Source organism: Scandinavium sp. NPDC088450 (assembly GCF_044900545.1).
Lineage (GTDB): Bacteria > Pseudomonadota > Gammaproteobacteria > Enterobacterales > Enterobacteriaceae > Scandinavium.
This window is the reverse complement of the sequence record NZ_JBJDNI010000010.1, coordinates 51,782-63,555: the sequence shown is the minus strand read 5'-3', so window position 1 is coordinate 63,555 and position 11,774 is coordinate 51,782. Positions and strand designations below refer to the sequence as shown.

Below are 11,774 nucleotides of genomic sequence, written 5' to 3'. Positions count from 1 at the left end.
AATTCGATACTTCGGGGGAATGATGAAAATAGCACTGTTGGGCCGTCAGGCTCTGATGGGAATGATGGCCGTGGCGCTGGTCGCTGGCGCAAGCGTCAAAACGTTCGCCGCTGAAAACCTGCTGGCTCAGGTCAAAGAACGTGGTTCGCTGCGTGTTGGGCTGGAAGGCACTTATCCGCCGTTCAGCTTCCAGGGCGATGACGGCAAACTCACTGGCTTTGAAGTGGAGTTTGCTCAGGAGCTGGCGAAACACCTCGGCGTGAAAGCAGACCTCAAACCGACCAAATGGGACGGGATGCTGGCCTCGCTGGATTCCAAACGTATTGATGTGGTGATCAACCAGGTGACCATTTCCGACGAGCGTAAGAAGAAGTATGACTTCTCTACGCCGTACACCGTGTCCGGTATTCAGGCGCTGGTGAAAAAAGGTAATGAAGGCACTATCAAAACCGCGGCTGACCTGAAAGGCAAAAAAGTCGGCGTGGGCTTAGGCACCAACTATGAAGAGTGGCTGCGTAAGAACGTGCAGGGCGTGGACGTGCGTACCTATGATGATGACCCGACCAAATATCAGGATCTGCGCGTAGGCCGTATCGATGCGATCCTGGTCGACCGTCTGGCGGCGTTGGATCTGGTGAAGAAAACCAAAGATACGCTGGCTGTGACCGGTGAAGCGTTCTCCCGTCAGGAGTCTGGTGTTGCGCTGCGCAAAGGCAACGAAGACCTGCTGAAAGCCGTGGACGGTGCGATTGCTGACATGCAGAAAGATGGCAGCCTGAAAGCGCTTTCCGAGAAGTGGTTTGGGGCGGATGTCACCCACTAAAGAGTGATGACTCAAGGGCGTTATCTGACGCCCTAAAGTAAACAAAAAGTCCCGGTCGCCAGATCGGGACTTTTTACTTTTTCAGGTTGCATAATTTATCCGCCTGCCGTTCCTCTCTAACGAATTGTTTAACTGAATACCACACTGAATATCAATACAAAATATATATAACTGCATGATAAAAAGGGGAAAATAGCCTTTGCGTGCAATGCGCGCGATCAATACTCAGCTGCGGGAGTTCATGATAATAGCGGGAGAGTCAATTGAGGGAAGACTAAATTGAAACCGATAAATTTCATGTTGCTGGCAATACTCGCTATTTTTGACACGTCTGCTGCTACTCATGTTGTCCCGGTGATCCCCATGCCGCCACAGGAGACGCCAATTATCACTCCCTTCAGGGCCCCGACAGAAACCGGCTCGCCGATGACAGATAAAACGGGAAGTGTGCTTGAGAATGCGCCGGGCGTGGAGTCTGTGAAAATAAATGACGTGGTGAGAACGGCAGAAAAGGCCCGGGAAGCGGAAGCGGAACAGGCCAGGCTGGCAGCAAAAGCCGCCGACGCCGTTAAGGCCGCGAAGAAAGCAAAAGCCATTCAAACCGCAAGCGATGCGGAAGCCGCTAAAGCGGCGAAAACGCTAAAGGCGGCGCAGGCTGCCATGGAAGCAAAAATCGCTAAAGCAGACCATGCGGCAAAAGCCGCTGAAGCCGCGACCGCCAAAGAAGCGCTTAAAGTCTCGAAAGCCGTCAAAGCGGCAGAAGCGGCCAAAGTGGCCAAAGCGAATGAGGCCGAAAAAGCGAAACAGGCCACAGAAGCCGCGCAAGCGCTTGAGGCCGAAAAACTAGCCCAGGCTGCCAGAGCGGCTGAGGACGTTGCCGCCGCAGAGCGTGCCGCTCAGGCTGCTCTTGCGGCAGCGGAAGAGTCGGACAGGGCGGCGAAAGCTGCCAAAGCGCTGGAACAAACCAGGGTAGCCGAAGCGGCAAAAGCCACAGAAGCGGCGTTAGTCGTCAAAGTGGCGAAAGTGACAGAAGCGAACAAAGCGACGCAAGCCGCCAGAGAGGCTACCGCGATTAACGATGCCCTAACGGCCCAGGCAGAAGAGGCGGCAAGAGAAGCTGAAGCGGCTAAAGCCATCGAAAATACGCAGGCGGCTGCGGCGCTGGCTGCTGCTCAGGCGGCGGCTAATGCGGAAGCCACAAAAGTGAATGCGACCGCCACGCTAACCGAAGCCGAAACGCAGGCTGCAAGAGCGACAGAGGCAGCGAAAGCGGCGAAAGCTGACTTATCAGAAAGCATGACCGCCGCCACGAAAGCCGCTCAAATCGTGAAAACCGCAAAAGCCACTGAAGTCGCCAGAGCGAAAGAGGCCGCCAAAGCTGAGCAAGAAGCCCGCGACGCTGCCGCTATCGCGACGGCGAAAGCCACTGAAGCCGCGAAGGCGGCCGAACGGGCAGAAACGGCGAAAGCCAGCGCAGCAATGAAAGTGACGGCTGCAACGTCAGCCTCTGAGGCGACCCTGGCGGCTGTTGCAGAGAAAGAACAGGTTGCTCAACGCGTTGCAGACGCGAAAACCAACGCCACGAGTGCTGCGCAGGTGGCGAAAGCCGCAAAAGCAGATTTAAAGGCAAAAGCCGCTGCCGCAGGGCAGGCGGCTAAAGAAGCAGACGTGACCCGGCTGGAAGCGAACGCTCAACGAACTGAGGCGGACAAAGTGGCCGCCGTCGCAAGGGCGGCAGAGGCCGTGCGAGCAGATAGAGCGGCCGAAGTGTCCAGAACCGCAACGCTTGCCGCGGCGGCCCGGGAGGTGGAAGCGACGGCCCTGGCAGAAGCCGCACAGGCTACCGCTGTGGCTAAAGCCGCAGGCGTCAGCGATGCCCCGGTCTTGACTCCACCAGAGGATGCGGATGAAGAATCTATGGTTGTCACGCCAGAAAAAGGGGAGGCTAAAACGCCGCCGAAAGCGATTCGCGCCAGGTCAGAGCCGTTGACGGTAGAGCAGGAAATATTTGGTGATTGCCAGTTGCCTGTCTATTCTGAAAAAGCGCGTGCCATGGGCGTGGAGGGGGATGTCACCTTGAAGGTGAGCATTGGCGCCATGGGCCAATTGAAGCGTATCAATACCAAAGGGACGCAAATCTTTCTGCGTGATACCAGCCGGGCGTTTAAACGCTGCACCTGGCCGATGGGATATGCCGGAGAATATCAGATCCTCGTCCGTTTTAGTCTGGAGGAAGGCGTAAGTCTGCAACCAGCTAAATCAAAATAAGCTATTTGCACCAGGGGGAACCCCTTGAAACTGGGGCAGGACGGGGGACTTATTTTCGCGGGCAACTGTGTGCATAATAAAAAGAAAACAGGAGCTGCTATGTCACTGCAAAATCTAACTCGTTTCCCGCGTCTGGAGTTTATCGGCGCACCCACTCCGCTGGAGTACCTGCCACGTTTCTCTGACTATCTGGGGCGCGATATTTTCATCAAGCGTGATGATGTGACCCCGATGGCGCTGGGCGGCAATAAGCTGCGTAAGCTGGAGTTTCTGGCTGCTGATGCGCTACGTGAAGGCGCAGATACGCTGATTACCGCCGGTGCAATCCAGTCTAACCACGTACGTCAGACTGCCGCCGTGGCTGCGAAGCTGGGCCTCAATTGTGTGGCGTTGCTGGAAAACCCAATCGGCACCAAAGCCGAAAACTACCTGACGAACGGCAACCGTCTGATGCTTGATCTGTTTAACGCACAGGTCGAGATGTGCGACGCGCTGACCGATCCTAACCGCCAACTGGAAGAACTGGCGACGCGTGTCGAAGCGCAAGGTTTTCGTCCTTATGTCATTCCAGTCGGTGGCTCAAATGCTCTCGGTGCGCTCGGTTATGTGGAAAGCGCGCTTGAGATTGCGCAGCAGTGTGAAGGCGCGGTGTCGCTTTCTTCCGTGGTGGTGGCTTCCGGCAGCGCAGGCACGCATGCGGGCCTCGCGGTGGGGTTAGAACAGCTGATGCCGGATGTGGAACTCATTGGCGTGACGGTTTCCCGTAGCATTGCCGACCAAAAACCGAAAGTGGTGACGTTGCAGCAGGCGGTGGCGGAAAGTCTGGAGTTGAAAGCCAGAGCAGATATCACGCTGTGGGATGACTATTTTGCTCCGGGCTACGGCACGCCGAATGACGAAGGGATGGAAGCCGTTAAGCTGCTGGCGCGCCTGGAAGGCATTTTGCTCGACCCTGTTTACACCGGCAAAGCGATGGCCGGGCTGATAGACGGTATCAGCCAGAAGCGCTTTAAAGATGAAGGCCCCATCCTGTTTGTTCACACGGGCGGTGCTCCGGCGCTGTTCGCTTACCATCCTCATGTTTGAGTAAGAACACCATAATGCAAGAAAGTATCCAACTGGTTATCGACTCGCTGCCGTATCTGCTGAAAGGGGCGGTGTTTACCCTTCAGCTCAGCATCGGCGGGATGTTTTTTGGGTTAGTGCTGGGGTTTGTGCTGGCGCTGATGCGCATGTCGCCGATTGGCCCGGTGCGCTGGCTGGCGCGGTTCTATATCTCGATTTTTCGCGGCACGCCGCTAATCGCTCAGCTGTTCATGATTTACTACGGCCTGCCGCAGTTTGGCATTGAACTGGACCCGATTCCGGCGGCGATGATTGGCCTGTCGCTGAATACCGCGGCGTACACTTCAGAAACGCTGCGTGCGGCTATCTCGTCAATTGATAAAGGGCAGTGGGAAGCCGCGGCGAGCATCGGGATGACGCCATGGCAAACGCTGCGTCGCGCCATTCTCCCGCAGGCTGCACGTGTGGCGTTGCCGCCACTGTCTAACAGCTTTATCAGCCTGGTGAAAGATACCTCGCTGGCGGCGACTATTCAGGTGCCTGAGCTGTTCCGCCAGGCGCAGCTGATCACCTCGCGCACGCTGGAAGTGTTCACCATGTATCTGGCCGCTTCGCTGATTTACTGGGTGATGGCGACGGTGCTTTCTGCGCTGCAGAACTACTTTGAAAACCAGCTCAACCGCCAGGAGCGTGATCCAAAATGAGTGCTATTGACGTCAAAAACCTGGTGAAAAAATTCCATGGTCAGACCGTGTTGCACGGTATCGATTTGGAAGTGAAAGAGGGCGAAGTGGTGGCGATTATCGGGCCAAGCGGCTCGGGGAAAACCACGCTTTTACGCAGCATTAACCTGCTGGAACAACCTGAAAGCGGCACGATTCGGGTAGGTGATATCACCATTGATACTGCTCGTCCGCTGAGCCAGCAAAAGGGGCTGATCCGTACGCTTCGTCAACACGTGGGCTTTGTGTTCCAGAACTTCAACCTGTTCCCGCATCGTACGGTACTGGAGAACATCATTGAAGGGCCGGTGATCGTCAAAGGCGAGAACAAAACCGAAGCAACGACACGTGCGCGTGAGCTGCTGGCCAAAGTAGGGCTGTCGGGCAAAGAGACCAGCTATCCTCGCCGTCTTTCCGGCGGGCAGCAGCAACGTGTGGCGATAGCGCGAGCGTTAGCGATGCGCCCGGATGTTATTTTATTCGACGAACCTACCTCGGCGCTGGATCCTGAGCTGGTGGGCGAAGTGCTCAACACTATCCGCCAACTGGCGCAAGAGAAGCGCACCATGGTGATTGTGACCCATGAAATGAGCTTCGCCCGCGATGTTGCCGACCGGGCCATTTTCATGGACCAGGGGCGTATTGTTGAACAAGGCGAGGCCAAATCGCTGTTCGCCAATCCTCAACAACCGCGTACGCGTCAGTTCCTCGAAAAATTCCTCATGCAGTAAACATTAGCGGCCTGGCCATCAGGCCGCTTTCATCCTGAATAATTCAATTTGATTTAAGGAATGAGATAGCCTTTATAACGGTGGGCTTATTGCTCAGGCCGCATCGCACAACGGTTTTATCCACCAGTTTGTTTGGGGTCAGACGAACATTTCAGATTATTTTTCACGACTGAGATATTTTATACATATAAATAAGAATTATGTGTTAGTTTGATATATTCATAAGAATGATTATCAATCAGGAGTTTTCTCGTCGGTATGAGGGACATCGATTTTTTCCAGTGGCGGAAGGATATCTCGCAGCAATTTCAGAATGCCGCGACAAACGAACAGGTCTATACGATATTGCAGCAGCAGGCACACGCGCTGGAATATGACTGGTTCGCGCTTTGTGTACGACATCCTGTGCCTTTCACTCGCCCCAAACTTTCGCTGCAAACCACCTATCCCAAAGACTGGATGGCGCATTATCACGCCGAAAACTATTTCGCTATCGATCCGGTATTAAAAGCTGAAAATTACCTGAATGGGCATTTGCCCTGGAACGACCGCTTATTCCGCGATGCGCCGGATTTATGGGATGCCGCTCGTGACCACGGTCTGCGCAAGGGGATTACTCAGTCGCTGATGCTGCCGAATCGCGCGTTAGGATTTTTATCGGTGTCGCGGGAAAGCAACCAGGAAAATCCCTATTCGGATGCAGAGACAGAGCTGCGCCTGCAGACGTTAATGGCGATGAGCCTTGGGGCATTGGTGCGTCAGGAAGATACGACGGTGATGGCACCCGAAATGAAGTTCAGCAAGCGTGAGCTGGAAATTTTGAAGTGGACTGCAGAAGGGAAAACGTCTGCGGAAATCTCAATCATCCTGTCGATTTCTGAGAATACCGTGAACTTTCATCAAAAGAATATGCAGAAGAAATTTAACGCGCCCAACAAGACCCAAATTGCCTGTTATGCTGCGGCGATTGGAATCATCTGATTGCCTCTGACGTTCTGCGTGCCAGACGCAAAACCGGCTGCCCTGAGCAGCCGGTGCACCTTTACTGACGGTAAGCTTGTTTAATCTGCTTAACGGTGCTGGAAAATACGGCCGCCTGAGCTTCATCTTCCATCTGCGCGATTTGCTTCTCCATCTTAATAATCACGCGCCCGGCGTCAGCCTGGCCCATCGCCTGCAGCATCAGCGTCAGCAGCGCTTTCATGCAGGAGACTTCCTGGGACAGTTGTTGATTATTTTCAGCAGTGGAAAAATCAGGAGTGCTCATCTATTTCCTCGTTGGATTTCTACGCGTTTACGCGGGGTGTAACGATAAAGGGCGCGCAGTATACCACAGGCTTTGCGCAAAGCGGGAGTGCTTGATTTTTGTTCTCTGGGCGGAGGTGCTTACACACAATATTCTGATGTTTACGCAGCGGCAGTGGGCTTATTTGTAGTCATCAGGTTCCTTCTTGGTTAATTATTGTTACATATTTCCCATCGTATTTATCATCTACGCAAAATGTCGCGTTATCCGGAAATTTTCGAATAAAAGTGTTTAAAAAACCGATTGTCGTATCTCACTGTTTTGTGGTTGTTTCCAGCTTTTGTACAGTCTAATTTCCAGAAACCCGAGTAAAATCTTAAATGGAACATTTTTAGGCTTTCCCCCGTAGGATAAAACCCGTTAATATGGTGACGAATTTAGAAACAGTAGCGTTATCCCTATTCTGGAGATTATTCCTTTGATCAACGTCCTTCTTGTTGATGACCACGAACTAGTGCGCGCAGGGATACGACGCATTCTGGAAGATATTAAGGGTATTAAAGTTGTCGGTGAAGTTAACTGTGGTGAAGATGCGGTGAAGTGGTGCCGTAGCAACCCGGTTGATGTGGTGTTGATGGATATGAACATGCCCGGCATCGGTGGACTTGAAGCGACGCGTAAAATCGCACGCTCCACGGCCGATACCCGAGTCATCATGCTAACCATTCATACGGAGAACCCGCTCCCGGCGAAAGTCATGCAGGCGGGAGCCGCGGGCTATCTGAGCAAAGGTGCCGCACCACAAGAAATGGTGAATGCCATTCGTTCTGTGTTTGCGGGTCAGCGTTACATCGCGTCTGACATTGCTCAGCAAATGGCGCTGAGCCAAATTGAGCCTGAAAAAACAGAATCACCGTTCGCCAGTTTGTCTGAACGTGAATTGCAGATTATGCTGATGATCACCAAAGGCCAGAAGGTCAATGAGATCTCAGAACAGCTGAATCTCAGTCCGAAAACGGTGAACAGTTATCGCTATCGTATGTTTAGCAAATTAAACATTCATGGCGATGTTGAACTGACGCACCTGGCAATTCGCCATGGCCTGTGCAATGCGGAGTCGTTAGCAAGTCAGTGAGTGATGTTTTTGATTCAAAAGCCTTTCTGAAAACCGTGACCAGTCAGCCTGGCGTCTATCGTATGTACGATGCCGGCGGCACGGTTATTTATGTGGGTAAAGCCAAAGATCTGAAAAAACGCCTGTCCAGTTACTTCCGCAGCAACCTTGCCTCGCGCAAAACGGAAGCGCTGGTGGCGCAGATTGCCCAGATAGACGTCACCGTCACCCACACCGAAACCGAAGCGCTGCTGCTTGAACATAACTACATCAAACTGTATCAGCCGCGCTATAACGTGTTGCTGCGTGACGATAAATCCTATCCGTTTATATTCCTGAGCAGCGATACTCACCCACGGCTGGCGATGCACCGGGGTGCCAAACACGCCAAAGGCGAATATTTTGGTCCCTTCCCGAATGGCTACGCCGTACGGGAAACGCTCGCGCTGCTGCAAAAAATCTTCCCCATTCGCCAATGCGAGAACAGCGTCTATCGCAACCGCTCGCGTCCTTGCCTGCAATATCAGATTGGCCGCTGCCTGGGGCCGTGTGTCGCCGGATTGGTGAGCGAAGAAGAGTATGCGCAGCAGGTCGACTACGTGCGTTTATTCCTTGCGGGGAAAGATGAGCAGGTGGTGAATCAACTGGTGGCCCGTATGGAAAAGGCCAGCCAGGCATTAGCGTTCGAAGAAGCGGCGCGAATTCGTGACCAGATCCAGGCGGTTCGTCGTGTGACCGAGAAACAATTCGTCTCGAATGAAGGTGATGATCTCGACGTCATCGGCGTGGCCTTTAATGGCGGAATGGCCTGTGTCCACGTGCTGTTTATCCGTCAGGGCAAAGTGCTGGGCAGCCGCAGCTACTTCCCGAAAGTCCCGGGCGGTACAGAGCCCGAGGAAGTGGTGGAAACTTTCGTGGGGCAATTCTATTTACAGGGTAGCCAGGCGCGTACACTGCCAGGTGAGATCCTGCTCGACTTCAATTTAGGCGATAAAACGCTGCTGGCGGACTCCCTGACGGAACTTGCTGGTAGACGCATCCATATTCAAACCAAACCGCGTGGCGACCGCGCCCGTTATCTTAAATTGGCTCGCACGAATGCCGCTACGGCGCTGGTGACCAAACTTGCCCAGCAATCCACCATCACGCAACGTTTGCAGGCGTTGGCAACAACCCTGAAATTGCCTGAAGTGAAGCGCATGGAATGTTTTGATATCAGCCATACGATGGGCGAACAAACGGTCGCCTCCTGCGTGGTCTTTGACAGCAATGGCCCGCTGCGGGCGGAATACCGGCGCTATAACATCACCGGGATAACGCCGGGTGATGATTACGCGGCGATGAATCAGGTGTTGCGTCGTCGTTATGGTAAAGCCATTGAAGAAAGCAAAATTCCCGACGTGATCCTGATTGATGGCGGCAAAGGTCAGTTGGGGCAGGCGAAGCAGGTTTTCGCTGAGCTGGACGTGACCTGGGACAAGCATCATCCGCTGTTATTAGGCGTGGCGAAGGGCAGCGACCGTAAAGCGGGGCTGGAAACGCTGTTTTTCGAACCGGAAGGTGAGGGCTTCAATTTGCCGTCGGACTCCCCGGCGCTGCATGTTATCCAGCATATTCGGGATGAGTCGCACGATCATGCTATCAGCGGACACCGTAAAAAACGGGCGAAAGTGAAAAGCACCAGTTCGCTTGAGACAATTGAAGGCGTGGGGCCGAAGCGCCGCCAGATGTTGTTGAAATATATGGGCGGGCTGCAAGGTTTACAAAATGCGAGCGTCGAAGATATTGCCAAAGTACCGGGCATTTCGCACGGTCTGGCAGAAAAGATCTTCTACTCGTTGAAACATTAGGGGCTCTGTAGCAACATAGGGCTAATTTTACTGACAACAGATAGTTACCGTCGCCATGCAATTTAATATCCCTACGTTGCTCACCCTGTTCCGCGTTGTGCTGATCCCATTTTTTGTGTTGGCGTTCTATCTGCCTTTCACCTGGGCTCCTTTCCTGTGCGCACTGATTTTCTTCGTTGCCGCTATCACCGACTGGTTTGACGGCTACCTGGCTCGTCGCTGGAATCAGAGTACCCGTTTTGGCGCGTTTCTTGATCCAGTGGCGGACAAGGTGATGGTCGCCATTGCGATGGTGCTGGTGGCGGAGCACTACCACGCATGGTGGGTCACATTGCCCGCCGCGACCATGATTGCCCGTGAAATCATCATTTCTGCGCTGCGCGAATGGATGGCGGAATTGGGTAAGCGTAGCAACGTGGCGGTATCGTGGATTGGCAAAGTGAAAACGACGGCTCAAATGGCTGCGTTAGTGTGGATGTTGTGGCGTCCGAACGAGTGGGTAGAGTGGGCGGGGATTGGCCTGTTTATGGTCGCTGCGGTACTGACTCTGTGGTCGATGTTCCAGTATCTGAATGCCGCGCGTGGGGATTTGCTTGATCAGTGATCGTTTCGACGTAAATTTCAGCAAACGATCCGGTGCGTTGAAAAATATCGTTGACTCATTGCGTCATGTCAGTAGAATGCAACGCATCGAACGGCAGCACAGCTTGCCAGACGGTAACAAAATCAAATGATTAACTTCATCTGATTCTGCGGGAATAGCTCAGTTGGTAGAGCACGACCTTGCCAAGGTCGGGGTCGCGAGTTCGAGTCTCGTTTCCCGCTCCAGTTTAAAAACATCGGCAATTGCGGGTGTTAGCAATATCGGCGCGTTAGCAAAGCGGTTATGTAGCGGATTGCAAATCCGTCTAGTCCGGTTCGACTCCGGAACGCGCCTCCACTTTATTTCCCGAGGCCGGATGGTGGAATCGGTAGACACAAGGGATTTAAAATCCCTCGGCGTTCGCGCTGTGTGGGTTCAAGTCCCACTCCGGCTACCATGGGAAAGACAAGAATAAAATCAATGATAAGCAGTGTCGTGAAACCACCTTCGGGTGGTTTTTTTGTATTTGCGATTCTGATGTTTTATCTTCCTTCTTAAACGTTTCCCAGTGAGAGCTCAGTAATGAAAACCGGACCGCTAAACGAAAGCGAACTTGAATGGCTGGACGATGTTCTGGCCCGTTATGGCAATGAACATGCGGTAATGGACGTCTCTGAGCTCGACGGCATGCTGACGGCTATTCTGTCTGCTCCTGTGGAGATTGAACCCGCAGAGTGGATGCTGGCGGTGTGGGGCGGGGCGGATTATGTGCCGCGCTGGGCTAACGATCGTGAGCGCGATCGATTTGTGAATCTGACTCTGCAGCATATGGATGATGTCGCCGAACGTTTAGGCGATTATCCGGACCAGTATGAGCCACTGTTTGGCACACGTGATGAAGAAGGTCAGGAAATCACCATTGTTGAAGAGTGGTGTTTTGGCTATCTGCGTGGGGTGAGTTTAAGCGATTGGTCTGCGCTGCCTGCTGAATTACAGCCGCATTTCGATACCATCGCGCTGCACGGTAAAGAAGAGAATTTCGAACGTCTCGATACGCTCTCTGCTGAAGAATATGTGGCAAGCGTGGATGCCATTAAACCGGCTGCTTTAGCGTTGTGCCATTATTGGCTGGAGAACCCTCAGTCAGCGCCCGTGAAGCAGCCAGTGAAGAATGAAAATAAAACGGGTCGCAACGATCCTTGCCCATGTGGTAGCGGCAAAAAATATAAAAACTGCTGCATGAAATAACCTGTGAAAAAGGCCCTTAACGGTAACGCCGTTCACTTAAGCCAATGAATTAGGGGAAACACCAGGATTTGGTTCCCAGAGGGACGCCAAACCCGGTGGTCGCCCCGGATATCTCGGTCTTAAA

Annotated in this window: 11 protein-coding genes and 3 tRNA genes; 13 read left to right on the top strand and 1 reads right to left on the bottom strand. The window is 53.2% G+C overall.

Annotated features, from left to right (window positions below; genetic code table 11):
* Positions 1 to 22 precede the first annotated feature (22 nt).
* The 6 genes from tcyJ (at position 23) to sdiA (ending at position 6,590) form a co-directional block, all read left to right on the top strand.
* On the top strand, positions 23 to 823 hold the full coding sequence (tcyJ, locus tag ACI2I2_RS11300) for a cystine ABC transporter substrate-binding protein (protein ID WP_404658070.1): 801 nt from the start codon (positions 23 to 25) through the stop codon (positions 821 to 823).
* Positions 824 to 1,249: 426 nt separating this feature from the next.
* Complete coding sequence (locus ACI2I2_RS11295) at positions 1,250 to 3,091, top strand: hypothetical protein (RefSeq protein WP_404657994.1); 1,842 nt, start codon at positions 1,250 to 1,252, stop codon at positions 3,089 to 3,091.
* A 99-nt stretch (positions 3,092 to 3,190) separates the two neighbouring features.
* Positions 3,191 to 4,177, top strand: coding sequence for a D-cysteine desulfhydrase (dcyD, locus tag ACI2I2_RS11290; protein ID WP_330984409.1), 987 nt, complete (start codon positions 3,191 to 3,193; stop codon positions 4,175 to 4,177).
* Positions 4,178 to 4,191: 14 nt separating this feature from the next.
* Entirely contained in the window at positions 4,192 to 4,860 is a 669-nt protein-coding gene (gene tcyL / locus ACI2I2_RS11285; RefSeq protein ID WP_404657993.1) for a cystine ABC transporter permease, read from the top strand.
* Positions 4,857 to 5,609, top strand: a complete 753-nt coding sequence (gene tcyN / locus ACI2I2_RS11280; RefSeq protein WP_330984407.1) for an L-cystine ABC transporter ATP-binding protein TcyN — start codon at positions 4,857 to 4,859, stop codon at positions 5,607 to 5,609. Before tcyL ends, tcyN begins: the two co-directional genes overlap by 4 nt.
* Before the next feature lie 258 nt (positions 5,610 to 5,867).
* Positions 5,868 to 6,590 carry a transcriptional regulator SdiA gene (gene sdiA, locus ACI2I2_RS11275; protein WP_404657992.1) on the top strand — a complete coding sequence of 241 codons (723 nt, stop codon included), beginning with the start codon at positions 5,868 to 5,870 and terminating at the stop codon, positions 6,588 to 6,590.
* A 61-nt stretch (positions 6,591 to 6,651) separates the two neighbouring features.
* Here the strand turns inward: sdiA and ACI2I2_RS11270 are convergent, their stop codons facing one another.
* On the bottom strand, positions 6,652 to 6,876 hold the full coding sequence (locus ACI2I2_RS11270) for a DUF2594 family protein (RefSeq protein ID WP_330984405.1): 225 nt from the start codon (positions 6,874 to 6,876) through the stop codon (positions 6,652 to 6,654).
* 457 nt (positions 6,877 to 7,333) lie between these two features.
* Here ACI2I2_RS11270 and uvrY point away from each other — a divergent pair, with 457 nt between their 5' ends.
* The 7 genes from uvrY (at position 7,334) to ACI2I2_RS11235 (ending at position 11,650) form a co-directional block, all read left to right on the top strand.
* Positions 7,334 to 7,990, top strand: a complete 657-nt coding sequence (uvrY, locus tag ACI2I2_RS11265) for a UvrY/SirA/GacA family response regulator transcription factor (protein WP_404657991.1) — start codon at positions 7,334 to 7,336, stop codon at positions 7,988 to 7,990.
* Complete coding sequence (uvrC, locus tag ACI2I2_RS11260; protein WP_404657990.1) at positions 7,987 to 9,819, top strand: excinuclease ABC subunit UvrC; 1,833 nt, start codon at positions 7,987 to 7,989, stop codon at positions 9,817 to 9,819. The genes uvrY and uvrC overlap by 4 nt, the downstream gene beginning before the upstream one ends.
* Positions 9,820 to 9,874: 55 nt before the next feature.
* Positions 9,875 to 10,423, top strand: coding sequence for a CDP-diacylglycerol--glycerol-3-phosphate 3-phosphatidyltransferase (pgsA, locus tag ACI2I2_RS11255; protein ID WP_330984402.1), 549 nt, complete (start codon positions 9,875 to 9,877; stop codon positions 10,421 to 10,423).
* Between the two features lie 148 nt (positions 10,424 to 10,571).
* Positions 10,572 to 10,647, top strand: a tRNA-Gly gene (locus ACI2I2_RS11250).
* A 38-nt stretch (positions 10,648 to 10,685) separates the two neighbouring features.
* Positions 10,686 to 10,759: transfer RNA gene (locus ACI2I2_RS11245), tRNA-Cys, on the top strand.
* A gap of 13 nt (positions 10,760 to 10,772) precedes the next feature.
* A tRNA-Leu gene (locus ACI2I2_RS11240) sits at positions 10,773 to 10,859 on the top strand.
* A gap of 125 nt (positions 10,860 to 10,984) precedes the next feature.
* Entirely contained in the window at positions 10,985 to 11,650 is a 666-nt protein-coding gene (locus ACI2I2_RS11235) for a YecA family protein (protein WP_404657989.1), read from the top strand.
* Positions 11,651 to 11,774: the final 124 nt, after the last annotated feature.